Here is a 23,864-nt window from a genome sequence, read left to right on the forward strand (position 1 = left end):
GGCGCGATGTTGATGGTGCTGTTGCTGCGGGCGCTCCTGGTGCAGGGCTACCGCCGCCACCGCGCGGCGCTGTCGATGATGCGCTGGTCGGCGCTATACGCGCTCGGCGCCGGTGCCACCGGGCTCTGCTGGGGGGTTGCGGCGTTCGTGCTGCCTTGGCCCGAGTTCACCGACGAGGTGTTCCTGTCGTTTGTCATCGCCGGCATGGTGGCCGGGGCGATCCCGAGCCTCTCGCCGCGGCTGTCGAGCTATGTCCCCTATCTGCTCGGCGCCCTGCTGCCGCTCGGGCTGCGCATGGTACTGATCGGCGGCGAGTTCGCGCTGACCTTCCTGGCGCTGATCGTCGCCTTCGGCGTGTTCATGCTGATTACCGCGCGGGCACACCACCGCACCGTGCGCAACGCGCTGGAATTGCGCTATGCCAACGCCGATCTGGTGGCGGAGCTCACCGAGGAATCCGAGCAGGTGCGCGCCCTCAACGCCCGGCTGACGCAGGAGGTGGAGGAGCGCCGCTGTATCGCCGAGGAACTTGCAGCAGCCAAGGAAGAAGCCGAGAGCGCGAGCATCGCCAAGAGCGAGTTCGTCGCCAACATGAGCCACGAGATCCGCACCCCGATGAATGGCGTGCTGGGTATGATCGAACTGCTGTCGCAGTCGCGGCTCGACGCCCGCCAGCGCGGGTTCGTGGAAGTGGCGCGCACGTCCAGCGAGAGCCTGCTCAGCATCATCAACGCCATCCTCGACTTCTCCAAGATCGAGGCCGGCAAGCTGGACCTGGAGTCCGTCCCCTTCGACATCCGTGCGCTGGCCGAGGAGGTCACGGCGCTGTTCACGGCGAACGTGCAGAACGCCGGCTTCGAGCTCACCTGCTTCGTGCCGCCGGCGCTGCCGACGCGGGTCTTCGGTGATCAGACGCGGCTGCGGCAAGTGCTGTCCAACCTGCTCGGCAATGCCGTCAAGTTCACCGAGCGTGGCGAGGTGGCGCTGACGGTGCGAGAGCGCTCCCGCGGCGAGGGCAGCATCAAGCTGGAGTTCGAGGTCCGCGACAGCGGCATCGGCATGACGCACGAGCAGCAGGCGCGGCTGTTCGAGCCCTTCCGCCAGGCCGACGGCTCCATGACGCGGCGCTTCGGCGGCAGCGGGCTCGGGCTCGCCATCACCAAGCGTCTGGTGGAGCTGATGGGCGGCGCCATCGAGGTGGCGAGCTCCCCCGGCACGGGCACCGTGTTCCGGGTGCGGCTGCCGTTCGCGCTCCAGCCGGTCGGCGTGGAGCTGGCGGAGGACGCCGGTCTGGACGGCAAGCGTGCCCTGGTGGTGGACGACAACGAGACCAACCGCGAGATCCTCAAGCATTATCTGCACGGCTGGGGCATGCACTGCGTGCTGAGCGCCGACGCGGAGGCTGCGCTGTCCGCACTGCGCGCGGCGTCCGACACCGACGAGGGATTCGACCTGGCCCTGCTGGACCTGGAGATGCCGGGGATGGACGGCCGCACGCTGGCGCAACGCATCAGGGCCGATGCCGCCTGGAGCGCGCTGCCGCTGATGCTGTTGAGCTCGCCGGTGGACCCGGGCGCCGCGGATGATGCGGCGCTCTTCGCGCTCAAGCTCGCGAAGCCCATCCGCTACACGCTGCTGCGCGACGCCCTGTACCAGGTGATCTACGGCGCCACGCCGGCCTATGCCAAGGCGCCGCCGGCGCAGGCGCCGCGCCGGCCGCTCCGGGGCCGGGTGTTGTTGGCGGAGGACAATCCGGTGAACCAGCAGGTGGCGCTGTCCATGTTGGGCAAGTTCGGTGTCCACGCGGAGCTTGCCGGCGATGGCGAAGCCGCGCTGGCGCGCCTGGCCGAGGGCGACTGGGACCTGGTGCTGATGGACGTGCAGATGCCGGTGCTCGATGGCCTGTCCGCCACCCGGACGCTGCGCGAGCGTGAGAAGGCCGAAGGCGGTCGCCGTATCCCGGTCATCGCTATGACCGCCAACGCCATGGAGAGCGACCGGCAGGCCTGCCTGGACGCCGGCATGGACGACTATGTGTCGAAGCCCTTCCGCAGCGAGCAGCTCCACGCGGCGCTCGCGCGGTGGCTGCCTGCCGGCGGCTAGTGCACCAGTGCACAAGTCCCGAGACCGTCTCAGGTCGTTGCCCTTGTCGTGGTCGTAATCGTGATCTCAATCGTCCGGATAGTCGATTACGACCACGACCACGACCACGAGGAAGCCCGGTCTCGAAATTTCCGTAGGGAAGCACTCGCCAGTTGACTGCCGCGCACGCGGCGGCCCGATCCGCGCAACGACGCCATGACGGAACGAAATCAGGAGATCACGGCAGCCGTGGCCGGTCCTACGCAACGGAAGCTGTGGGAGCGCCGTCCCCGGCGCGATTGACGGCGCCTGTGGGGCATCCGTCCTGGCGCGATTGGCCGCCGCGTGCGTGCGATCGCGGCGGCAATGCCGCTAACAAGTGGCGGATCGGCGGAGTGAGCCACGCGCGAAGCCGTTTCCGCCATCCTTTACGGCAGCGTGCGTGATGGCGTTCAAGCCGTACCGTCATCGGGCCATTGCGCGAGCACGACGGGTGCCTCCAGCAGCGAGAAGGCGCTGACCATCCGTCGCGGGTCTCGTGCGATGGCGCCGGCAAGGGCTTCGGCATCCGGCTCGTCGCGCAGGATCGCGACGAGCGCGGAGCTGTCGGTGACCATCGGTCGCAAGGTCCCGTCGGCGCCGTAGCTTAGGATCTCGTCCGCGGTTCTGGTCATTTTTCAAGCGTCGCCAGCTCCGTCAGCCCCTCGTTCTTCACATCCACCTTGCGGTAGAGATCGTACAGCGCCGCCTGCAGGGCCTCTTCGATGACCGGGTGGTAGTAGGGCAGGCGCAGCATGTCGCCCACCGTGAGGCCCTGCTCGATGCACCAGCAGACGAGGTGCGCCAGGTGCTCGCCCTTCGGACCGATCATCTCGGCGCCGAGCAGGCGGCCGCTGGCCTTGTCGGCGTAGAGGCGCAGCACGCCCTTGTTCTTGCCCATGATGAGCGCGCGGCCGACGGGGGCGAACTTGATCTCACCGACGGCGGTGGTGTCCGGGGCCAGCGTGTCGAAGCGGGCGCCGACGGCGCAGATGTTCGGGTCGCAGAAGTTGATGGCGAGCGGGGTCTTGCGGCGGAAGGCGCGGCGCTCGCCGCGGGCGGCGTTCCAGCCGGCGATCTTGCCCTCGTCGCCGGCCTCGTGGAGGATCTGGCGCTGGCCGTTGACGTCGCCGGCGATGAACACGGGCAGGCTCCCGACCTGCATGCTGTTGGGGTCGAAGGCCGGCAGGCCGCGGGCGTCCAGCGGCACGCCGAGGTTCTCGAGCCCGAGCCCCGCGATGTTCGGCACCCGCCCGATGCTGCACAGCACCCGCTCCACGCTGACTCGATGCTCGCCCGCGCGCACGCGGAGCCTGTCGCCGTCCACGGTGATCTCCACCGCCGCGCCCAGGTGCAGCGGAAACTCCTTGGCGATAATGTCGATGGCGGCGCGGTTCACCTCCGGGTCGCGGAGCCCGCCGATCCGTTCTTGCTGATCGAAGCCGGTCACCTCGACGCCGAAGCGGTGCAGGCTCTGCCCGAGCTCCAGGCCGATGGTGCCGAGTCCGACGACGGCGACGGAGGCGGGCAGGTCTTCCAGCTCGAACAGGCTGTCCGTGGTGAGGAGCTTCTCGCCGAATGCCTGCCAGGCTGCCGGCACCAGCGGCGTGGACCCCGTGGCGATGACCACGGCACCGGCGCGGATGCGCTGTTCGTCGTCGCCGCTGCCGACCGCCAGCAGGGTTGGCTCCAGGAAGCGTGCGTAGTCCTGGATGAACAGGTCTTCGGGCATGTCGTCGGTGCTGCTGCCGAGCACCCGGTCGACGAAGGTGTCGCGCAGGTCCTGCACGTGCTCCATGGCCTCGGGGATGTCCAGCGTCATCGCCTCGTGGCCGTCGATGCCGTACTTGCCGAGGTGTGTGCGGCGGTGATAGTCCTCGGCCACCTGGATCATGGCCTTCGACGGCATGCAGCCCACCCGCGCGCAGGTGGTGCCGGGCTCGCCGCCGTTGATCAGGACGAAGGTCCTGCCGGCCCGGCGCACCTGGGCCATGGCATTGAGCCCGGCGGTGCCGGAGCCGATGATGGCGACGTCGACGGTTCGTTCTTGCACTTCGGTCACTCCCGCGTTCGAAATCTGGTGATCGCGCTGCCCGGGTCGCTGGGCGCGTGTCAATGTGAGCCCCTGCCAATTGCGGCGGATGCGGATTTACAGGGGCTGGGGGCTGCGCTATTTTGCAGCGTTTTTGCCGGCGGCTCGCAACCGCAGGACGACGCCGGCCAGCCGCCGCCCCCGCAGTCGTCGCGCGAGTCGCCGCAGGGTGCGGCGGCCCGTCCCGGAGCTCAGCGACGCCTTGAACGCGATTACACCCGATAGCCCCCCGCGCGCGCGCAGCTTCCGCATCGCCCCCGGCGGCACCCTGCGGGGCGAGGTGCGGGTGCCGGGCGACAAGTCCATCTCGCACCGTGCCATCATGCTGGGCGCGCTGGCGGACGGCGAGACCGTCGTGACGGGCTTCCTGGAGGGGGCCGACAGTCTGGCCACCCTGGCGGCGTTCCGCGCCATGGGCGTCGAAATCGAGGGCCCGGATGCCGGCCGCGTGCGCATCCGTGGCGTCGGGCTGCATGGCCTCACGGCGCCGGCGGCCCCGCTGGATGTCGGCAACGCGGGCACCGCGATGCGCCTGCTCTGCGGGCTGCTGGCGGGGCAGCGCTTCGCGAGCACCCTGGTGGGCGATGCATCGCTGTCGCGCCGGCCCATGCGTCGGGTCACGGAGCCCTTGGCGCAGATGGGCGCCAGCATCGAGACGACGGCGGCGGGCACCGCGCCGCTGCTGATCCGGCCGGTGCCGCGGCTCACGCCCATCGACTACGCCATGCCCGTCGCCAGCGCGCAGGTGAAGTCCTGCCTGCTGCTGGCGGGGCTCTATGCCGACGGGACGAGCTGCATCACCGAGCCCGCCGTCACCCGCGACCACACCGAGCGCATGCTCGCGACCTTCGGCTGCCCGGTGCAGCGTGATGGCAGAAAGGTCTGCATCCGCGGCGGCAGCCGGCTCACGGCGCCGCCAGATGGGGTGCCAGTCGCGGTGCCGGCGGACATTTCCTCCGCGGCGTTCTTCCTGGTGGGCGCCAGCATCGCGGAGGATGCCGACCTGCTCCTGCCGGCGGTCGGTCTGAACCCAACGCGCATCGGCGTGCTCAACATTCTCGAGGCCATGGGGGCGCGGCTTACCATCACCAACCATCACGACAGCGGCGCCGAGCCGGTGGCGGACATCCGCGTGCAGAGCGCCGGGCTCAAGGGTATCGAGATACCGGCGGTCCAGGTGCCGCTCGCCATCGACGAGTTCCCGGCGCTCTTCATCGCCGCCGCCTGCGCCGAGGGCGAGACCCTGCTCACGGGTGCCGAGGAACTGCGGGTGAAGGAGAGCGACCGCATTGCCGTGATGGCGGCGGGCCTTGGCGCGCTCGGGGTCGAGACCGAGGTGCTGCCGGACGGCATCCGCATCCAGGGCCGCGGTGGCCGGTCACTCGGCGGCGGCAGCATCGACAGCCACGGCGATCACCGCATCGCCATGGCCTTCGCGATGGCGGCGCTCAGGGCCGAGGCGCCCTTGCTGGTGCAGGATTGCGAGAACGTCAACACCTCCTTCCCGGGCTTCGCGCGGCTCGCCGCGGGCGCCGGGCTCGGCATCGAGGAGCATGTCGCATGACAACCCTGCAAGCGCTGCCGGCGCGCGTCATCACCGTCGACGGCCCCTCCGGAACCGGCAAGGGGACCATCGCCGCCCGCCTGGCGTCGCTGCTGGGCTGGCATGTGTTAGACACCGGCGCGCTCTATCGATGCGTCGGGCTGGCCGCCGTGCAACGCGGCGTCGCGCTCGATGACGATGCGGCGCTCGGCGACCTCGCGAACGGTTTGCATATCGGCTTTGACGGCGAGCGTGTGCTGTTGGACGGCAGCGACGTCAGCAGCGACATTCGCACCGCCGCCGCCGGCGAGCACGCCTCCCGCGTGGCTGCCTGCCCGGCGGTGCGCCGGGCCTTGTGGCGTCTGCAGCGCGAGGCGGTGCGACCACCGGGTCTGGTGGCCGACGGACGGGATATGGGCACCGTGGTATTCCCGGAAGCGGAGGTCAAGATCTACTTGGATGCGAGCCCGGAGGTGCGGGTCGAGCGCCGGTATAAGCAGTTGAAAGAAAAGGGTATGGATGCTAATGTGCCAGATCTGGCGCGGGAGCTGGCCGAGCGTGATCGGCGCGATCGAGAGCGGTCCGTGAGCCCCATGGAGCCGGCCGCGGATGCCGTGGTCATCGACACTTCGTCGCTGGGCATCGAAGCGGTGCTGGTAGCGGTGCTGGGCGAGGTTCGGCGGGTGCTGCCGGACGCCGTGCCGGATGCCGTGCCGGATGCTCTGAGCGTGATCTGAGCCTGAACCGGCGCAGCCCATCCGGGGCTTCCGTTTAATCGAGCCCGCTGCATCGCTGCCCGGCGCGTCAGGCCAGGTGAGCCGCCGACCGCGGACCCGCCATGCCGGACGCCCCGTCTTCCCGGAAGATGGCAGCGGCCGTGGGTGCCTGGCCGTCGGCGCTCTAACATTGGCGCCCGAACCTTGGCGCCCGCCAGCGGCGCCCATGGTTGCAGCGGATGCGGCCCCCTTCGCGCAAGACTTCGCAGTCGTAGAGAGCACCGCGGCCCGCGTGGCCGCAAACCAGTCGCCGGTGGTATGACCCGCCGGTGTGTCATCAACCCATGCAACAGCGCAGGAACAGGTCCGGCGGTACGCCCCGACACGATCGGTACACGATCGGCACCCGCGCCGATCCGATTGACCGCACCCAGGTGGTGCCGGGCGTCAACCGGGCCAGGAAACACTCAACCCCATGACCGAAAGCTTCGCCGAGCTCTTCGAAGAGAGCCTCTCCAATACCCAACTCCAGCCGGGCACCATCGTGACCGGACAAGTGGTCGAGATCACGCCCGACGTGGTCATCGTCAATGCCGGTCTGAAGACCGAGGGCATCATCCCACGCAACCAGTTCATCTCAGCCGATGGCGAGCTGGAGGTGGCCGTCGGCGACGACGTGGAGGTGGCGCTGGACGCCGTCGAGGATGGCTTCGGCACCACCCGGCTTTCGCGCGAGAAGGCGAAGCGCTTTGCCGCCTGGGACCAGCTCGAGAAGGCCTTCGAAGACGGCGAGACCGTCAAGGGCATGATCAACGGCAAGGTCAAGGGCGGCTTCACGGTCGAGCTCGGCAGTGTCCGCGCCTTCCTGCCCGGCTCGCTGGTGGACGTGCGCCCGGTGCGCGACACCACCTACCTCGAAGGCAAGGATCTCGAGTTCAAGGTCATCAAGCTCGACCGCCGGCGCAACAACGTTGTCGTCTCGCGTCGTGCCGTCGTCGAGGAAGAGTACAGCGCCGAGCGCGAGGCCCTGCTGGAGAAGCTGGAAGAGGGGCTGGAGCTCAAGGGCGTGGTCAAGAACCTCACCGACTACGGCGCGTTCCTGGACCTGGGCGGCATCGACGGCCTGCTGCATATCACCGACATGGCCTGGCGCCGGGTCAAGCACCCGTCCGAGGTGGTGGAGATCGGCCAGGAGATCATGGTCAAGGTGCTCAAGTTCGACCGCGAGCGCCAGCGCGTCTCCTTAGGGCTCAAGCAGATGGGCGAGGACCCCTGGGTCAATATCTCGCGCCGCTACCCGGAGGGTACCCGCGTCTTCGGCAAGGTCACCAATATCGCCGACTACGGCTGCTTCGTGGAGATCGAGGAGGGCGTCGAGGGCCTCGTGCACGTCTCCGAGATGGACTGGACCAACAAGAACGTGCATCCCTCCAAGGTCGTCGCCCTGGGCGACGAGGTGGAGGTGATGATCCTCGACATCGACGAGGAGCGCCGCCGCATCTCGCTCGGCATCAAGCAGTGCCAGAGCAACCCCTGGGACGAGTTCTCGGCCACCTACAAGAAGGGCGACCGGGTCAGCGGCCAGATCAAGTCCATCACCGACTTCGGCATCTTCATTGGCCTGGATGGCGGCATCGACGGCCTCGTGCACCTGTCCGACATCTCCTGGGATGAGTCCGGCGAGGAGGCCCTGCGCCGCTTCAAGAAGGGCGACGAAGTCGAGACGGTGGTGCTGTCGGTGGACCCGGAGCGCGAGCGCATCTCGCTCGGCGTCAAGCAGTTGGACAAGGACCCCTTCTCCAGCTTCGTTGCGCTGAACGAAAAGGGCAGCACCGTCACCGGCACCATCACCGAGGTGGACGCCAAGGGGGCCACCGTGGACTTGGGCGAGGGCGTGGAGGGCTACCTGCGCGCATCCGAGATCTCCCGCGACCGCGTCGAGGATGCGCGCTCGGTGCTGAAGTCCGGCGAGGAAATCGAGGCCAAGTTCATGGGTGTGGATCGCAAGAACCGCACCATCTCGCTCTCCATCAAGGCGAAGGACATGGCCGACGAGCAGGCCGCGATCAAGGGCTATGCGCGTGAGGCGCAGGCCGGCACCGCGACCCTCGGCGACATCCTCAAGCAGCAAATGGAAGAGGCCGCGAAGGAGGACTAACGCCGGCATAAGCGGCGTCCTCGCTACGCGCCATGCCCGCGCCGATGCCGACCCCGGCATCGGCGCGGGCATCCGACCCGCACCGCTTTTCGGGGTGATCCACCATGATGAAATCCGAGCTCATCGAGATCCTGGCTGAGCAGCAGAGCCATCTCGCCTATAAGGATGTCGAGCTCGCCGTGCGCTGCATACTGGAGCAGATGAGCGCCGCACTCGCGGCCGGCGAGCGCATCGAGATCCGGGGCTTCGGCAGTTTTTCGCTGCACTACCGCCCGCCGCGCATTGGCCGCAATCCCAAGACCGGCGACTCCGTTGCGCTTGCCGGCAAGTACGTTCCCCACTTCAAGCCCGGCAAGGAGCTGCGCGATCGCGTCAACGAGGCCTACCAAACGGAACTGGAGTCACAGACGCAGCACGAAGAATCAGCTCCGCTGAAGACCGCAACCGGCTGAGCACCCGGGCCCCGCCGCCGCGTTCCAAGCCCGCGGCGGCCCTCTGCGGGTCCCGGTTCGGGCCGGGCTCCGTTCGCGACACCTTCCATCGACAGCCATCTCTTCTGGCACCAGGGCGGCATGGCGTATCAGGCGGCCGGGAAGCCGGGCGCGGCGGAGGATGCCTACCTGCAGTCGCTGCGAACCGTGGTTCAGCTCGGCGACGTTGCCGGACAGACCAGGACGCTGATTCAGCTCGGAAATCTCTTCGTCGACGTTCACGAGCGACGACCGGCGGAGGCGGCGGCCTTCTAGGGGCAGGCCGCGGACAAGGCCGCGGAGATCGGCGATGCGGCGACGGAAGGGATCGTCAGGAGCAACCTCGCCCGGACCCTGCGTCGCCTACGGCGTCTCGACAACGACAACGAGGGAGCCCGGTCTCGGGATTTCCGCAGCGAAGCAGTCGTGGCTCGCGCCGAGGCGTCCCTGCCGGCGCGCCGCGCGCGAGCCGCTCAGCGAATATCCTGGGGCTGATCCTTGCGCAGGTAGGCCTCTTCCTCCGGCGTCAGATCCACCTCGTCGAAGCCGGTGAACATCGGCATGACATGGTCGCGGAACGAGTGCCCCGTGGTGAGCATGTAGACGTGGATGAACACGAAGGTGAGGATCGCGAAGGCCGCGGCGACGTGGACCATGGCGACACCCTGCAGGTACTCGGTGGCGTGGGGAATGTCGCGCCAGGCGAAGTAGAACAGGTAGATCAGGCCGGTGATCCAGATGGCGGGGAACAGCACCAGCTTCAGCATCGTGTAGGCGAGGGCCTGCAGCGGGTTGTGCTTGCGCCAATAGGCCTTGCGGTATGGATGCCGCTCGCCCTTGAAGATGCCGAAGCTGTAGTAGCGGAACACGCCCCACATGCCCTGCACGGTGGGGATGAAATGCCGCCAGTTGCGGGTCGTGAACAGCCAGAAGGTGCCGAAGGCCCAGAGCAGCAGAAGCGTCAGCGCGGCGGCGGTGTGCAGGGTGACGGCCTGCTTGAAGGTAAACAGGTCATGGAAGCCGTGCAGGCCGAAGCCCGTGACGAGCAGGACGAGAATCAGCAGCATCTGTGCCCAGTGCCAGAAGCGCTCAAAAATGCTGAAGATTTTTACGCGGTGCAGGGCCATCAGTGCTGCCTCCCCTTCGGTGAGAAGAATCGAATAAGGCCGTGGATCAGGATGCCGGCCAGGGTGCCGAACACCAGGATGGTGCCGATGTCGTCGAGCCAGGGGTTGTGATCGCGGCCGGGCATGTAGACGCCTTCCACGGACGCCAGGCGGCTGCCCTTGGGCGTATGGCAGTCATCGCAGGCGAGCGCCTGCGCCTTAGGGGCGACCATGTGGGTGATGGGCCACCAGGAATTGGTCTGGATGAAGCCGTACTCGCCGGAGTAGTCGAGCCCGAAGTCCGCCATGCCCTTCGCGATGGACGCGCCCATGTCGTAGTTGCCCCAGTAGGCGGCCTTGTCGTCACCCCACAGGTGGTTGTAAACCAGGGTGCCGTTGCCCTTGTCGTAGGGCTGCCAGGTGTGCATGCGCTTGAACGGCCAGATGCGCGAGTGCGAGTCCTCGCGAGAGCCGGTGAAGTGGTTGATGTCGATCTCTTTGGCCTTGGGATCGAAGTGGGTATCAACGGTGGTGTAGATCATCTGGCCATCGAACCAGCGATACACCGGCACGACGTTCTCGTCGTAGGTGAAGCTGCCCTTGATGGATTTGTAGACGTAGCGGTCCTCGCCGTTACCCTGGATGTACCCCTCTTCGTGATAGCCCTCACCGTTGCGCAGCTTGCCGGCGGTGCGCCAGTCCCAATCGACGATGGTGGCCACGCCGCCGCGGGCAAACTCCGGGATGTGGCAGGTCTGGCACGCAATGCTCTGCACATGGTCGTTGAGCTTGAAGCCGGCCAGTGAGTCCACCGGATGCGGCGAGAGACCGTGGCACGACTCGCAGGTGGCGACGTCCTTGCGCTCGCCCGACATGATCCGGCCTTTGGCGTCCTTCGAGATCACGTGATAGCGACTGCCGGCCCAGATGTGCTTGTTGGTAATGTGGCAGGCGGTGCAGGCGAAGTTGAGTCCGTCCACGCCCATGTGCACGTCGAGGGTACGCGGCGGCTCCTTCAGTGCCGAGGAGAGGTCGCCGTGCTTGACGTTGTCGCCGCCGCCGCCGTTGAAGTGGCAGGCGCCGCAGTTGGCCCGCTCCGGCAGGCCCACGCTCTGCGCCGCCGCGGCGAGATCGATGGGCGCCATGTCCTCGAACATCACCGAGCAGGCTTTGTTCCCCTTGGAATTCGGCAGCTTGTAGTAGGTGCCCGTCGTTTCGTGGCAGACCAGGCAGTCGATCTTGGTCTCATCCGTGAAATCGAAGGTCTCGTCCTTCCAGCCGTAGCCGGCGTGGCACTGGGCGCACATGCCTTCGTTGCCGCGCGCGTTGGTGCAGAAGTTGTTGATGAGGTACTTCTTGCCGAGCTGCTGGCCCGTGTCCGGGTTCTTGTAGGACCAGGTCCAGTGGATGTTCTTCATGAACTGATGGCCGGTCTCGTTATGACAGCCGAGGCAGGCCTTGGTGACATCCGAGCCGGTCTCGAACGGCCCCTTCAGCTCGTCGAACTTGGTGTGGTCTGCCGTGCCCCCCTGTAGCGGTCCGGACACCTGCGGTGGCGGCTTCGGAGCCGCCGGTGGTGTCGGCCAGCTGCCCGCCCTGGCCCAGCCGGCCGCCGGCAGCAGCAACGCCATCGGTAGCGCCAGCGCCAGCAGAAAGGCCAGCAATACACCTGTGCGCCCCGTCCCGGGCGCGCGACTCGCGGCGGTGACGCCGCGCTCGCAGTTGTCGTCGGTCTGGGAGTGGGAGTGCGCCCGCGGGGCGCGCTGAGGGGCGTGCATGCTCGGTTCTCCGGACGGTCGAACTGCTTGGCGGCGGCTGGACGTTGCCGCCGCCAGATGCGGACCAGTCAGAATGACGCAATCACCGTGCGGTTACCCTGACTTCGAGCAAGCCTGCATCGGCGATACACCGTATGTTTGCGATCCAGCAGTCGCCGGCCCAGACCAGGCAGGGCCGTGCGGGCCGTCGGGGCGCGCAGCACGTCTTCCTGCACCGGGAAGGTCGCGGCTTCGGTTACACTGCGTCGGGATCGAACGGGCCGAAGCCACCGACTGCTGCCATGGCGAAACTCATCGAACTGGACCTGGGCGAAGGGCGCACCGTGCTGGTGGAGACCGATGATGAGGTCTCGGTGCCACGCTCGGCGGTCGGCGCCATCGGCTATCAGCGCGCCGGTGCGGACGGCGTGCTGCGTGCCGACCTGGCGCGCGTGCAGCAGACCCTGCGCGGGTTCGTGGACGGCTCGGTGGCAGCGCTGCGGGGCGTTGATGCCGACATCGAGCGGGTCACGCTGGAGTTCGGTGTCAGCTTGGGCGGCGAGGCGGGCGTGCCCTTCGTCTCCAAGGGCAAGGCCGACGGCGCGCTCAGAGTGACCGTGCAGTGCAACCTCGGCCGTCATCCGCGGTTGTCGCTGGACCCGGACAACTGACCGACGCTGCAACGAGCGCGGCGCTGCCGGTGACGACCGGTCGCCGCGATGCTGACCATGGACGGCATTGACCCGCCACCCACACCCACACCCACACCCACACCCACACCCACACCCGCACCTTGTCCGGTGGCCGCCGATGTCGCGGAGTTGCTCCGAGCGCTCGGCGCGCGCTTAAGGCCGCAGGCCAATCGCAGACCTCCCCACCTTCCCCGGCGGCGCCCGCGAGCCCGTCGCCGTTCTGCCGCGATACGCTGGACTTCACCGGCGCATCGATCCGCGTGTCCCCTGCGGTGCAGGACGCCCGCCACTTTCGAGCGCCCAGCGACGAAAAATGAGTGAGCTCGGCAACCGCCCACCGCTCTGAACAGGTTCGAGCGCCGTGTCGGCTTGGACCGGGAAGGCCAATATGGGCTTCTCCCTAGGTTCTCCCAATAGACCGTCCTCGGGGAATCTCGTGGAGGTCAAGGGGGAGGCGCAATAGCCTGTTAAGTGGCTTACCGACACGGTTCCTGTCTGACCGCCTAATCGCGATTACGCCCCGATGCCGTAGGCGCACTCGCCGCGTTGGGCCAAGATACTCGGCAACACGAACGCACGCTCGCGGCAGCGACTCGCCGATGCGACGCTGCACTTGGGGGAGCCAGTATCGCTACTTGCCGGGGAGAAGAACAATGACTGAGCAAGACATTCTCAATCGACTCGACCTGGCCGTGGCGGGCCTGGCACAGATCGATCGCTTGCCGGAGGAATGGGACTTCCATGCCGACCAGGTGCTGCTCAACGAAGTCCTGCGGCATTTGGTCCGGGATCAGCTTGTGCAAATCGAGCAGCCGTACGATCCGGATGATCCGGCGCAGGTATTGGTGGATGAATACGGCGACATCATCGACCGGGCGCAAGCGACGTCGGAGTTCAAGCAGGCCACGGACCGCTTTTTCGACCTCTGGTGGCGGCAGGCGTGAGGCTTGGCAGCAATGGCAAAGCGCCCGCAGGTCTGTCCGCCAGGCCACGCAGCCAGGATCATTGCAGGTAGAAAAACGAGGTAAGGACGTGACAATTGAATGGCTGCTGGCCTTGCTGGCCTTCTGGGTCGTCGGCTTCGCCTTGGTGTTGATTTTCTTTCACGGTTGCGACGACGGGAGCTAATCGTGTACCTGAACGAGGACGAGCAACACATTAACGCGCCGTATCGGCACCTGGACCGCTACCTGACCCGTGCGCTGTGCGAGCATTACTCGCCGTTTCTTGCTTGCCGGGAGATCCTGCCCAATCAGGGAACGTGGGAGGACGTGGCCATCATGGTGCGCATCTTCGACGATCTGTCCTGCATTGAGGAAGGAAAGGTGTTCGCAACTGGAATTGGCGGTTAACGACGACTTCGCCTCCGTGGTGCCTTGCTGGACACCACGTTGGGCGCACACGCTAGGGACCAGTCAACTGCCGTTGTTAGGCTGTGGCTCAGCCGTTCTGCTGCAACGTCCGGGCAAGGACTGACCGGCTCAGGTAGATGCCGACTATCGGTCAGGATGGCCAATAGTCGGCTCCTTCTCAATTGGCTAGTGCCGCTCCACGAATGCCCTACGCGGCTGCTGCCGCGCGGAACGCGCTGCGCGCGCGCTCGCTCGGTTGCGCGACGCAGTCGGCAGTCTGCAACTGAATCTTGAGCAGGTAGAGGCGTGCGGGAAACGATGCCCCGAGTCCGGCCGTTGCCCGGGCCGACTGCGAAATCCCCGATGCCGGCGTCAGAGTTCTTGGGCTGTACAGTCAGATGGAAACGCCGTACTGGATTGACGGGCTTCCCCATCCGATCCTTTCCCCCCTTCCTAGCAGGCAATATGTCTCGCAGCCATAGGCGTATTGGTGCAGTGTGCGCCACCATTATGGGCGCAACTCGGGTGACGGCGCGGCGCGGGCGCCGTCAGCTGGCATCTGGCACCACAACAAAAGGACAGCTGATAATGACTACCCAAAAAATCAATCCGAGCCGCATTGTCATCGTCGACGATCATCCGGTGGTGCGTGCCGGCCTGCGCACGCTGATTGACGAGGAGCCGCCCCTTTCCGTCTGCGCCGAGGCGAGCAACGTGCGCGACGCCATTGAGGTGACGCGCAGAGAGGAGCCGGACCTGGTGTTGATCGACATCTCTCTGGGGGACGGCAACGGCATTGAGCTGATCAGGCGGCTGAAGCTGCAACACCCGGAGCTCAAGATGTTGGCGTGCTCGATGCACGACGAGTCGTTGTTCGCCGAGCGGGCCATCAACGCCGGTGCGCGCGGCTACGTGCACAAGCACCAGGGTACCGAGCAGGTGCTGGACGCGATCTGCCAAGTGCTGGCGGGTCGTATCTACCTCAGCGAGAAGATGTTGGACCGGGTTATCAATAGCTTCGGCAAGAAAAAGGAAGGCGGTGTTGCCAGCATCGGGGACCTGAGCAACCGGGAGCTGGAGGTGTTCTGCCTCATCGGTCAGGGACTTACCCCGTCCAAGATCGCCGCGCGCCTGCACCTCAGCGTCAAGACCGTTGAAACCCATCGTGAAAAGATCAAGCGCAAGCTGCAATTCGCCAGTGGCGGCGAGTTGGTGCGCTATGCGGTGCAGTGGCAGCTCGAGCAGGCCGGCCAACCCGGGGCGTCGCCGGAGCCGGGCGAGGCGATGCCCGGTCTGGTCGCATCTGCATGACATCAAGTTATGGGGACCTCGGAAATGCCGTCCATGGCATTTTTCGAGCCGCGAAGCGAAAACGCGGTTTCCGCTTCGCTTCATTTCTCAAGCGCTTGGGCGCTTGAGAAATAGCGGGGCATCCTGCCCGGCGCGGGCACCTCGAAGCATTCGAGGTGCCCTTACCGTGTCGATCGGACAGGGGCGCACGGCGGGCGCGGCGCATCGCCGCGTCTTCACCGGGATGCCGGCCGGTGGCCAAGAATGGACGCATCTGCGCTCGTGCCATGCATTGAACAGGCAGCGACCTCTGCCAGCCTCGCTGGGGGCCCGCGGTCGCGTGCAGCGGCCGCGCTCTATGAATGAGCAACGCCAAGTGAGCGACGCCAACTGGAGTGGGCCAGGGAAGGGTGGGGAGGCGGCAGACCAGCGGGGCGTTCGCGGCGCCCGATGAAACGCCTGCCATCGGGCTTCTTCTTGGCCGGCGATGCGTTGGAAAACCTGCGCCGTGGCCGTCATGCTTCGGGTCTGGACCGCCAGCACGAGCCCGCGCCATGTCCGACTCCAACGCCGCCCGGAAAAACCGCCTCGCCGAGGCCACCAGCCCCTATCTCAAGCAGCACGCCAGCAACCCGGTGGATTGGTGGCCTTGGTGTGACGAGGCGCTGGCGTTGGCGCGCGAGCAGGACAAGCCGATCCTGCTCTCCATCGGCTACTCCGCCTGCCACTGGTGCCACGTGATGGCGCATGAGTCGTTCGAGGACGCGGCGACTGCGGCGGTCATGAACCGGCTCTTCGTCAACATCAAGGTGGACCGCGAGGAGCGCCCCGACCTGGACCGCATCTACCAGACAGCGCACCAGCTGCTCGCGCGCCGCCCGGGCGGCTGGCCGCTCACGGTTTTCCTGACGCCGGACGACCTGAAGCCCTTCTTCGCCGGAACCTACTTTCCCAAGGCGCCGCGGCACGGGCTGCCGGCCTTCACCGAGCTCCTCGCCAGCATCGAGCGCGCCTACCGCGAGCAGGGCGATGCGATCCGCGAGCAGAACGAATCGCTGATGGATGCGCTGGCGTCGCTGGAGCCACGGGCGGCGGACACGGTGCCGGACATGGCGCCACTGGAGGGTGCCCGCCGGCAGCTCGCCGGCGCCTTCGACGCTGAGCATGGCGGCTTCGGTCAGGCGCCCAAGTTTCCGCATCCGAGCAACCTGGAGCTCTTGTTCCGGCACTGGGCGGCCACGGCTGCGGACGGCCAGCCGGATGCCCAGGCACTGCACATGGCTCGCTTCACGCTGGAGCGCATGGTGCGCGGCGGCATCAACGACCAGCTCGGCGGCGGCTTCTGCCGCTACAGCGTGGACGATCACTGGATGATCCCGCACTTCGAGAAGATGCTCTACGACAACGGCCCGCTGCTGGCGCTGTGCTGCGACGCCTGGCAGATCACCGGCGAGCGGCTGTTTCGCGACGCCGCCGCGGCCACCGCCGACTGGGCCATCCGCGAGATGCAGAGCCCCGAGGGCGGCTACTACAGCAGCTTGGACGCCGACAGCGAGGGCGAGGAGGGGCGCTTCTATGTCTGGGACAAGGATGAGGTCGCCGCGCTGCTAGAGCCGGAAGAGCTGGCCCTGGTTGTCGCGGTGTTCGGCCTCGACCGCCCGCCCAATTTCGAGGGCCGCTGGCACTTGCACCAGTACCGCACGCCGGAAACCGTCGCCGCCGAGCAAGGGCTCGACGCCGGGCAGGCGGCGGTGCTGCTGGGTTCGGCGAGGGCCAAGCTGCTGACGGCGCGTGCCACGCGGGTGCGCCCGGGCCGCGACGAGAAGGTGCTGACCAGCTGGAACGCGCTGATGATCAAGGGCATGGCCCGGGCCGCACGCGTCCTGGAGCGCCCGGACCTGCTCGCCTCCGCCGAACGGGCGCTCGACTTCATCCACGCCCGGCTCTGGCGCGACGGCCGGCTGCTCGCCATCTACAAGGACGGCAAGGCGCATCTCAACGCCTACCTGGACGACCATGCGCTGCTGCTGGACGCCCTGCTGGAGCTGCTGCAGACCCGCTGGCGGCGGGCCGACCTGGACTGGGCGGTGGCGCTGGCGGAGGTGCTGCTGAGCCAGTTCTTCGATGCGGCGCAGGGCGGCTTCTTCTTCACCGCCGCCGACCACGAGGCGCTCATTACCCGGCCGAAGCCGCTCGGCGACGAGTCCATGCCGTCCGGCAACGGCGTTGCCGCGCATGCGTTGCAGCGGCTTGGCCACCTGCTCGGCGAGCCGCGCTACCTGGACGCGGCGGCATCGACCCTGCGCTTCGCCGCGGAGCCCATGTGCAGCGTGCCCTACGCGCACGCGACGCTGCTGGCGGTGCTCGACGAGTACCACACACCGCCCGAGACCATCGTCATCCGCGGTCTGCAAGCACAGCTCGGCGCCTGGCAGGCGGCCGTCCAGCGGGGCTACCGCCCACGCCGCGTCGTGCTGGCGATCCCGGCGGACGCGCCGGACCTGCCCGGGAACCTCCGCGCCATGGCCCCTGATGAAACTATTCGCGGCGGCATCCTGGCCTATCGCTGCCGGGGCACTCACTGCGAACCGCCGGTGTCAACCTTGGCGGCGCTGGCGGACGGTTGAGCGCAGGCTGCCGGCTGTCCCATCCGCCGCGCGGCTGTCGCTGCGCCTTGCGCAGTGCAGCGCCGACGCCGATGCCCGCGTAGCATGACGCCCAAGCCCACCAGCGCCAAGGTCCCCGGCAGGGGGTGCTGCCGGCGCGGGCCACCAGCCGCGAGCCGTTGCTGTACAAAAGGAAATCCGGGACCCTGGGCTGGAGAGGGTCGTGCATCCGGGAAGCGCGCCCCGGATCGGCCGCACCTTCGAGACCATGGTCCCGGGTGCCCCAAAAAAAGAAGCCCCCGTGCATCCCTGCCGGGGGCCGATGCCGCCATTGGTTGAGTGGGTCCGAGTCTGCGCATCCATGGCGGGGTTCCATCCTGGAGCGTCCGTGCCGGTGCCTCCTTGGCGGGCGCGTCCTTGCGGGTGCATCCCGGCTGGTGCCTCCGTGCCGGTGCATCCCTGCCGGCGACGCTTATAGTGTGGCCCTAGAATCAGTATTGGTTTGTGGTTTATTTACGCTACTTTCTGTAGGAATCGGACTACACTCTGACGTCAGGTTGGTGTCGTCCGCATCGTGCGACGGTGCCAGCCGTCCGCGGATCTCCCGTCACTCACCCGTCCACCCGTTCCGCATGCAAGACTCCCGGTCCGATCCGCTGTTTCCGCCCATCGAGCCCTTCGCTACCCACCGTCTCGACGTCGGCGACGGCCACGAGCTGTACGTGGAGGAATGCGGCAATCCGGATGGGCTGCCGGCGGTGTTCCTGCATGGCGGTCCCGGTGCCGGTTGCGGTTCCACGCACCGGCGCTTTTTCGACCCGAAGCGCTACCAGCTGGTGCTCTTCGACCAGCGCGGCAGCGGGCGCTCGACGCCGCACGCGGGGCTGGAGCACAACACCACCTGGCACCTGGTGGCGGATCTGGAGCGCATCCGCGAGGCGCTCGGCATCGCGCGCTGGCTGGTGTTCGGCGGGTCCTGGGGCTCGACGCTGGCGCTCGCCTACGCCGAGACCCATCCCGAGCGTGTGAGCGCCCTAATTCTGCGCGGCATCTTCTTGTGCCGGCCCTGGGAGATTCGGTGGTTCTACCAGCACGGCGCGCACTTGCTCTTCCCGGACTACTGGCAGGACTTCCTTGCCCCGATCCCGGAGGACGAGCGCGACGACCTGCTGCACGCCTACCACCGCCGCCTCACCGGCGACGACGCCGCCGTCATGCACCGCGCTGCACAGGCCTGGTCCATCTGGGAGGGCCGCTGCGCCACTCTGCTGCCCGATGCCGGCATCCGCAATGCCTTTGCCGACGACCGCCTCGCGCTCAGCCTGGCGCGTATCGAGTGCCATTACTTCGTCCACGATTCCTTTCTGGCGCCGGAGCAGTTGCTGCGTGACGCCCACCGCCTCGCGGACATTCCGGGCGTCATCGTGCATGGCCGCTACGATGCCATCTGCCCGCTGCAATCGGCCTGGGAACTCCACCATGCGTGGCCCACGGCAGACTTCCAGGTGATTGCCGACGCCGGCCATGCCGCCTTCGAGCCCGGCATCGCCGCGGCGCTGGTGGCCGCCACCGAGCGCTTCGCGGGCAAATGATCGGCCTGCTGCAACGGGTGTCCGCGGCGCGGGTCGAGGTCGACGGCGCGCTCGTCGGAGGCATCGACCGGGGGCTCCTGGTGCTGGTGGGGGTGCAGAAGGGCGACGACGAGGCCCGCGCCGAGCGCCTCCTGGAGCGCCTGCTGGGTTACCGCGTGTTCCCGGACGCCGCCGGCAAGATGAACCTGAGCGTTCGGGACATCGGCGGCGGGCTGCTGCTGGTGCCGCAGTTCACGCTGGCCGCCGACACGCGCAAGGGCACCCGCGCCAGCTTCACGTCCGCGGCACCGCCGGCGGAGGGCGAGCGGCTGTTCGAGCAACTGGTGCGGCGCGCCCGCTCGGAACATCCGGCCGTCGCCACCGGCCGTTTCGGTGCCGACATGCAGGTGAGCCTCATCAACGACGGGCCGGTGACCTTCTGGCTCGAGACCTGAGAGGCTGCCAAGATAACCCGTCGCGGCTTCGCGTCACGCGGCTGCTATAGGTCGGGCCGACGCAGGAGGCCCGACGCTAGGGCTGAGCCCGCCGCCGGAGCCGCGGAAATAGTGACACCAAGCCGGTCCCCACCGGCGCCAGGCCCAGGGGCGCGGGCACGTCGGCAAGTGGGACATCGGAGAGCAGAATCCGGCCCAGCGGCGGGTCCATGCTGACGTCGCCCACGTTGCCGCTGAAGCTGAGCTGATCCACGCGCAGCGATACCTGCGGCGTGCTGGTCCCGAACAGGATGTCCACCTCGTCCAGATCCATCGAGAAGTCCGCGTCGAGGCCGTTCAGGGCGACGCGCGGAAAGGTCGTTGTCGTCGTTCCCGTTCACGTCCAACGAGCCGCTCATGGTGCCGGTGGAAGGGGCGATCATGATTGGGTTCGGCCGGCGCACGCGTTGCCGCGGGGCGCAGCGGTCGTCGTGTGCGAAGCGCCCGGCTGCGGTCGCGGCGGCCGCTGTGGTTAAATGGCGGCAATGCCCGACCGCCCGCCCAGCCCCTACGCAGGCCATGACGCAGAACACCGCCTCCCATCCCGGCGCCGCCCATCGCACCGCCGCCAACCGGACGGCAGAAGTCGAGCGCAACACCCTAGAGACCCAGATCCGCGTCGCGCTCGACCTGGACGGCACCGGCCGCGGCAGCTTCCGCACCGGCGTGCCCTTCCTGGAGCACATGCTGGACCAGGTCGCCCGCCACGGTCTCATCGACCTCGACATCACCGCCCAGGGCGACCTGCACATCGACGCCCACCACACGGTCGAGGACATCGGCATCACCCTCGGCCAGGCGCTGCGCCAGGCCCTCGGCGACAAGCGCGGCATCCGCCGCTACGGCCACGCATACGTGCCGCTCGACGAGGCCCTGTCGCGGGTGGTAGTGGACCTCTCCGGACGGCCGATGCTCACCTACAACGTGAGCTACACCCGCGCGCTCATCGGCGCCTTCGACGTGGACCTGCTGCAGGAGTTCTTCCAGGGCCTCACCAACCACGCCGCGCTGACCCTGCACATCGACAACCTGCGCGGCAGCAACGCCCACCATCAGGCGGAGACCATCTTCAAGGCCTTCGGCCGGGCGTTGCGGATCGCTGTCGAGCCGGACCCGCGGATGGGCGAAGTCACTCCTTCCACCAAGGGGACGCTCTAAGAAAATGGGCGCACGGCCGGGGTCGGGTGCCGCGCAATGGGATGTTTTCGCTCGGTTGAACAGGCGAGCGATTACATGACACGCTTCCCTTGGCCCTTGGCCCTTGGCCCTTGGCCCTTGGCCCTTGGCGCATGACGCACTTCTAAGTACTAACGGGGAATCCCGCGCATGCTTCTCATCCCAGCAATAGACCTCAAAGACGGCAAATGCGTGCGCCTGCGCCAGGGCCGCATGGACGACGCCACCGTATTCGGCGAGGACCCCGTCGAGGTGGCCGGGCGCTGGCGCGACGCCGGCGCCCGCCGGCTGCACCTGGTGGACCTCAACGGCGCCTTCGCCGGTGAGCCGGTGAACGGCGATGCCATCCGCGCCATCGCCGCGGCCTATCCGGACCTGCCCATCCAGGTGGGCGGCGGCATCCGCAACGAGCGCACCATCGCCGCCTACCTCGACGCCGGCGTGAGCTGGTGCATCATCGGCACCCAGGCGGTCAAGGAGCCCGCCTTCGTCGCCCGCGCCTGCCACGCCTTCCCCGACAACATCATCGTCGGGCTGGACGCCAAGGACGGGCTGGTGGCCATCAACGGCTGGGCCGTGGTGACCGATCACAAGGCGGAGGAGCTCGCGCGGCGCTTCGAGACCGACGGCGTAACCGCCATCGTCTACACCGACATCGGCCGCGATGGCATGCTCACGGGCCCCAATGTGGAGGCCACCGCCCGGCTCGCCGAGGCCATCGCCGTGCCCGTTATCGCCTCCGGCGGTATCACCAGTTTGGACGACGTGCGCGCGCTGGCCGCCGTCGCCGGACCGGGGGAAGGGCGCGGCATCATCGGCGCCATCACTGGCCGGGCCATCTACGAGGGGACGCTCGATTTTGCCGAAGGGCAGCGCATCGCGGATAGTGCGGCAGGGGATTCGGCTGGCGTGTGATCCGCCTCGATGGGCAGACCAGGGAGGTGAGGGTCGTGGTAGGGGCGGCCGCTGACGGCCGCCCCCGCCGCGCGAGCTTCAGCCCTTAGTGCTGGCAGACTTCTTGCCGCCCTTCGTACGGCAGTAACCGTTCACCTTGGCGCCATCCTTGCGGGTGTAGGGGTCCACCCAAGTGCACTGCGCGGCGTTCTTCTCGCAGGCCGATTTTTCCATGCCCTTGCATTCGACGGCCAGCGCGCCGGTTTGCACTCCCAGCAGCATGGTCGCTGCAAAGGCCGCGCTGGCGATCTTGATGTTGGAGCTGTGCTGGTTTGCCATGGCTATGCCTCCTCCCGGCTGTTTGACGAGCACGCGCGCCTACACTGTTTGTGCATAACGCGTACACGGACCTTAGCCCGTCGATGCAATGGAAAGCAACAAGCGCTCGTCGGGAATTCCTGTCCACAACCCTTGCTGGTGCAACAGCGTGCAGGTCCCGAGACCGTCTCGGGTCGTTGTCGTAATCGTGATCTGAACCATGCGGAGATTCGACGACGACTCCGATGACGACAGCGACAACGAGGGAAGCTGGTCTCGGAAGTTCCGCGGCGAAGCACTAGGGCCTTGTGCCGCGCACCGCCTGCGCATCCAGCAGCATATCGAACACGGATCGCTCGCCGCGCAGGCTGCGGCTCACCAGCTCCGCGCACGCAATGGCGATCATGCCCGGCAGGATGATGTTCGGGTTGGCGGTCAGCTCCAGCAGGGCTGTCAGCGCCGCCAGCGGGGCGCGCAGCGTCGCCCCCATCATGGCCGCCATGCCGATGGTGGCATAGAAGCCGGGGGAGGCCGCGTGCGCCAGGGCCAGGCCCGGCAGCGCCAGCCGCAGCGTGGAGCCCGCGGCGCCGCCGATGAACATGGTGGGGCCGATGAGCCCGCCCGGCACCCGCAGCCCGATGCTGATGGCGGTTGCTGCCAGCTTGGTTACCATTAGTGGCAGCACCAGCGGCAGGCTGCCTTCGCCCACCAGCATCAGCGCCAGGGTGTCGTAGCTGATGCCCATGATCTGCGGCGTCCACAGCGCCAGCAGGCCGGTGACGAGCCCCGCGAGCGGAAAGGTGACGGCGCAGGGCCAGTGCCCGGTGCGTCGTGCCACCCCGGCCGCGAGGGCGGAGAAGCCCACCGCCAGTAGGCCGACACCGGCGCCGAGCAGCAGCAGCGCCAGCAGTTCCCACTGCGAGCCCAGGTACTCCGGCACCACCGGGAAGCCCGTGTCGTGCAGCGACACCATGCGGCTTGCCATGGCGCCCATGACGGCGGCGACGATCACGGGCAGAAAGCGGCTCACCTGGTAGCGGATGCGCAGCACCTCGATGCTGAATACCACGCCCGCCAGCGGCGTATTGAAGGCCGCGGCGATGGCCGCCGCCGCGCCGGCGGCGAGCAGGGTGCGCTCCTCCTCGGCATCCAGGCCGAGGCGCTGGCCCACGAGACTGGCGCTGGCGGCACCCAAGTGCACCGCCGGTCCCTCGCGGTCTACGGAATGGCCGCCGACGATGGCCACCACCGCACCCAGGAACTGCACCACCATGTTGCCGAAGGGCAGGCGCTCGCGCCCGGGCGCCAGCAAGCGCTTCAGCACGTGGTTGACGCCCACCTCGCGCAGGGTACCCGGCAGCCGGTCGAACGCCAGGCCCAGCAGCAGCCCGGCCGTCAGGGGCAGCGCCACCCGCGCGGCGAGTGGCAGCACCTCGTAGCCGTCGCCGCCGCCCGCCGGCAGCAGCAGCCACTGCCCCCATTCGATGGCGCCGCGGAACGCCAGCACC

General features: G+C 67.8%; 22 protein-coding genes. 15 read left to right on the forward strand and 7 right to left on the reverse strand.

Annotated elements, in window-relative coordinates; all coding sequences use genetic code 11:
* Positions 1 to 2,103 (forward strand): response regulator (locus LJE69_RS12945; RefSeq protein WP_296925674.1); only part of this gene is annotated, 2,103 nt, incomplete at its 5' end.
* Between the two features lie 431 nt (positions 2,104 to 2,534).
* Here the strand turns inward: LJE69_RS12945 and LJE69_RS12950 are convergent.
* The gene (locus LJE69_RS12950) at positions 2,535 to 2,756 is read right to left on the reverse strand and encodes a type II toxin-antitoxin system VapC family toxin (protein ID WP_296925676.1); all 222 of its coding nucleotides are present in this window, start codon (positions 2,754 to 2,756) and stop codon (positions 2,535 to 2,537) included.
* Positions 2,753 to 4,174: a dihydrolipoyl dehydrogenase gene (locus LJE69_RS12955; RefSeq protein WP_296925678.1), complete on the reverse strand. Its 1,422-nt coding sequence runs from the start codon at positions 4,172 to 4,174 to the stop codon at positions 2,753 to 2,755. Before LJE69_RS12955 ends, LJE69_RS12950 begins: the two co-directional genes overlap by 4 nt.
* A gap of 241 nt (positions 4,175 to 4,415) precedes the next feature.
* On the opposite strand from LJE69_RS12955, the gene aroA reads away from it, so the two are divergent.
* The 5 genes from aroA to LJE69_RS12980 all read left to right on the forward strand — a co-directional run bounded on the left by aroA (position 4,416) and on the right by LJE69_RS12980 (position 9,376).
* Positions 4,416 to 5,777, forward strand: a complete 1,362-nt coding sequence (gene aroA, locus LJE69_RS12960) for a 3-phosphoshikimate 1-carboxyvinyltransferase (protein WP_296925680.1) — start codon at positions 4,416 to 4,418, stop codon at positions 5,775 to 5,777.
* On the forward strand, positions 5,774 to 6,493 hold the full coding sequence (gene cmk, locus LJE69_RS12965) for a (d)CMP kinase (protein WP_296925682.1): 720 nt from the start codon (positions 5,774 to 5,776) through the stop codon (positions 6,491 to 6,493). Before aroA ends, cmk begins: the two co-directional genes overlap by 4 nt.
* 454 nt (positions 6,494 to 6,947) lie before the next feature.
* Positions 6,948 to 8,630, forward strand: coding sequence for a 30S ribosomal protein S1 (gene rpsA, locus LJE69_RS12970; RefSeq protein WP_296925684.1), 1,683 nt, complete (start codon positions 6,948 to 6,950; stop codon positions 8,628 to 8,630).
* A gap of 104 nt (positions 8,631 to 8,734) precedes the next feature.
* Entirely contained in the window at positions 8,735 to 9,082 is a 348-nt protein-coding gene (ihfB, locus tag LJE69_RS12975) for an integration host factor subunit beta (RefSeq protein WP_296925686.1), read from the forward strand.
* A gap of 120 nt (positions 9,083 to 9,202) precedes the next feature.
* Positions 9,203 to 9,376, forward strand: a complete 174-nt coding sequence (locus LJE69_RS12980) for a hypothetical protein (protein WP_296925688.1) — start codon at positions 9,203 to 9,205, stop codon at positions 9,374 to 9,376.
* Positions 9,377 to 9,573: 197 nt separating this feature from the next.
* On the opposite strand, the gene LJE69_RS12985 is transcribed toward LJE69_RS12980, so the two are convergent.
* Both LJE69_RS12985 and LJE69_RS12990 read right to left on the reverse strand, forming a co-directional pair.
* Complete coding sequence (locus LJE69_RS12985; RefSeq protein ID WP_296925689.1) at positions 9,574 to 10,227, reverse strand: cytochrome b/b6 domain-containing protein; 654 nt, start codon at positions 10,225 to 10,227, stop codon at positions 9,574 to 9,576.
* Positions 10,227 to 11,837 carry a tetrathionate reductase family octaheme c-type cytochrome gene (locus tag LJE69_RS12990; RefSeq protein ID WP_296925716.1) on the reverse strand — a complete coding sequence of 537 codons (1,611 nt, stop codon included), beginning with the start codon at positions 11,835 to 11,837 and terminating at the stop codon, positions 10,227 to 10,229. The genes LJE69_RS12985 and LJE69_RS12990 overlap by 1 nt, the downstream gene beginning before the upstream one ends.
* Before the next feature lie 428 nt (positions 11,838 to 12,265).
* On the opposite strand from LJE69_RS12990, the gene LJE69_RS12995 reads away from it, so the two are divergent.
* From LJE69_RS12995 to dtd, 7 genes are all read left to right on the forward strand, one after another.
* Positions 12,266 to 12,634, forward strand: a complete 369-nt coding sequence (locus tag LJE69_RS12995) for a CU044_2847 family protein (protein WP_296925691.1) — start codon at positions 12,266 to 12,268, stop codon at positions 12,632 to 12,634.
* A 674-nt stretch (positions 12,635 to 13,308) separates the two neighbouring features.
* On the forward strand, positions 13,309 to 13,599 hold the full coding sequence (locus LJE69_RS13000) for a hypothetical protein (protein ID WP_296925693.1): 291 nt from the start codon (positions 13,309 to 13,311) through the stop codon (positions 13,597 to 13,599).
* Positions 13,600 to 13,785: 186 nt separating this feature from the next.
* Complete coding sequence (locus LJE69_RS13005) at positions 13,786 to 14,007, forward strand: hypothetical protein (RefSeq protein WP_296925695.1); 222 nt, start codon at positions 13,786 to 13,788, stop codon at positions 14,005 to 14,007.
* A 495-nt stretch (positions 14,008 to 14,502) separates the two neighbouring features.
* Positions 14,503 to 15,318, forward strand: coding sequence for a response regulator transcription factor (locus LJE69_RS13010; RefSeq protein WP_296925697.1), 816 nt, complete (start codon positions 14,503 to 14,505; stop codon positions 15,316 to 15,318).
* Between the two features lie 533 nt (positions 15,319 to 15,851).
* Positions 15,852 to 17,924, forward strand: a complete 2,073-nt coding sequence (locus LJE69_RS13015; RefSeq protein ID WP_296925699.1) for a thioredoxin domain-containing protein — start codon at positions 15,852 to 15,854, stop codon at positions 17,922 to 17,924.
* A 611-nt stretch (positions 17,925 to 18,535) separates the two neighbouring features.
* The gene (pip, locus tag LJE69_RS13020; protein WP_296925701.1) at positions 18,536 to 19,495 is read left to right on the forward strand and encodes a prolyl aminopeptidase; all 960 of its coding nucleotides are present in this window, start codon (positions 18,536 to 18,538) and stop codon (positions 19,493 to 19,495) included.
* On the forward strand, positions 19,492 to 19,929 hold the full coding sequence (dtd, locus tag LJE69_RS13025; protein ID WP_296925704.1) for a D-aminoacyl-tRNA deacylase: 438 nt from the start codon (positions 19,492 to 19,494) through the stop codon (positions 19,927 to 19,929). Before pip ends, dtd begins: the two co-directional genes overlap by 4 nt.
* Before the next feature lie 76 nt (positions 19,930 to 20,005).
* On the opposite strand, the gene LJE69_RS13030 is transcribed toward dtd, so the two are convergent.
* On the reverse strand, positions 20,006 to 20,242 hold the full coding sequence (locus LJE69_RS13030) for a hypothetical protein (protein ID WP_296925706.1): 237 nt from the start codon (positions 20,240 to 20,242) through the stop codon (positions 20,006 to 20,008).
* A gap of 245 nt (positions 20,243 to 20,487) precedes the next feature.
* Between LJE69_RS13030 and hisB the strand changes: the two genes are divergently transcribed.
* Positions 20,488 to 21,126, forward strand: coding sequence for an imidazoleglycerol-phosphate dehydratase HisB (gene hisB, locus LJE69_RS13035; protein ID WP_296925708.1), 639 nt, complete (start codon positions 20,488 to 20,490; stop codon positions 21,124 to 21,126).
* Between the two features lie 168 nt (positions 21,127 to 21,294).
* Positions 21,295 to 22,059: a 1-(5-phosphoribosyl)-5-[(5-phosphoribosylamino)methylideneamino]imidazole-4-carboxamide isomerase gene (hisA, locus tag LJE69_RS13040; RefSeq protein WP_296925710.1), complete on the forward strand. Its 765-nt coding sequence runs from the start codon at positions 21,295 to 21,297 to the stop codon at positions 22,057 to 22,059.
* Positions 22,060 to 22,137: 78 nt separating this feature from the next.
* On the opposite strand, the gene LJE69_RS13045 is transcribed toward hisA, so the two are convergent.
* Entirely contained in the window at positions 22,138 to 22,377 is a 240-nt protein-coding gene (locus LJE69_RS13045; protein ID WP_296925712.1) for a hypothetical protein, read from the reverse strand.
* A 277-nt stretch (positions 22,378 to 22,654) separates the two neighbouring features.
* Positions 22,655 to 23,864, reverse strand: a 1,210-nt coding sequence (locus LJE69_RS13050) for a chloride channel protein (RefSeq protein ID WP_296925715.1), incomplete at its 5' end; no start/stop codon positions are given.

This window comes from Thiohalocapsa sp. (assembly GCF_022340605.1).
In the GTDB taxonomy this organism is placed as follows: domain Bacteria; phylum Pseudomonadota; class Gammaproteobacteria; order Chromatiales; family Chromatiaceae; genus Thiohalocapsa.

Excerpts from the sequence above, each read along its gene's own strand:
- LJE69_RS13015 (WP_296925699.1), top strand. The coding sequence starts at position 15,852 with ATGTCCGACTCCAACGCCGCCCGGAAAAACCGCCTCGCCGAGGCCACC.
- LJE69_RS12990 (WP_296925716.1), bottom strand. The coding sequence starts at position 11,837 with ATGGCGTTGCTGCTGCCGGCGGCCGGCTGGGCCAGGGCGGGCAGCTGG.
- LJE69_RS12995 (WP_296925691.1), top strand. The coding sequence starts at position 12,266 with ATGGCGAAACTCATCGAACTGGACCTGGGCGAAGGGCGCACCGTGCTG.
- LJE69_RS12980 (WP_296925688.1), top strand. The coding sequence starts at position 9,203 with ATGGCGTATCAGGCGGCCGGGAAGCCGGGCGCGGCGGAGGATGCCTAC.
- hisA (WP_296925710.1), top strand. The coding sequence starts at position 21,295 with ATGCTTCTCATCCCAGCAATAGACCTCAAAGACGGCAAATGCGTGCGC.
- LJE69_RS13030 (WP_296925706.1), bottom strand. The coding sequence starts at position 20,242 with ATGGATCTGGACGAGGTGGACATCCTGTTCGGGACCAGCACGCCGCAG.
- LJE69_RS13000 (WP_296925693.1), top strand. The coding sequence starts at position 13,309 with ATGACTGAGCAAGACATTCTCAATCGACTCGACCTGGCCGTGGCGGGC.
- hisB (WP_296925708.1), top strand. The coding sequence starts at position 20,488 with ATGACGCAGAACACCGCCTCCCATCCCGGCGCCGCCCATCGCACCGCC.
- cmk (WP_296925682.1), top strand. The coding sequence starts at position 5,774 with ATGACAACCCTGCAAGCGCTGCCGGCGCGCGTCATCACCGTCGACGGC.
- LJE69_RS12950 (WP_296925676.1), bottom strand. The coding sequence starts at position 2,756 with ATGACCAGAACCGCGGACGAGATCCTAAGCTACGGCGCCGACGGGACC.
- LJE69_RS13045 (WP_296925712.1), bottom strand. The coding sequence starts at position 22,377 with ATGGCAAACCAGCACAGCTCCAACATCAAGATCGCCAGCGCGGCCTTT.
- LJE69_RS12985 (WP_296925689.1), bottom strand. The coding sequence starts at position 10,227 with ATGGCCCTGCACCGCGTAAAAATCTTCAGCATTTTTGAGCGCTTCTGG.
- dtd (WP_296925704.1), top strand. The coding sequence starts at position 19,492 with ATGATCGGCCTGCTGCAACGGGTGTCCGCGGCGCGGGTCGAGGTCGAC.
- rpsA (WP_296925684.1), top strand. The coding sequence starts at position 6,948 with ATGACCGAAAGCTTCGCCGAGCTCTTCGAAGAGAGCCTCTCCAATACC.
- ihfB (WP_296925686.1), top strand. The coding sequence starts at position 8,735 with ATGATGAAATCCGAGCTCATCGAGATCCTGGCTGAGCAGCAGAGCCAT.
- pip (WP_296925701.1), top strand. The coding sequence starts at position 18,536 with ATGCAAGACTCCCGGTCCGATCCGCTGTTTCCGCCCATCGAGCCCTTC.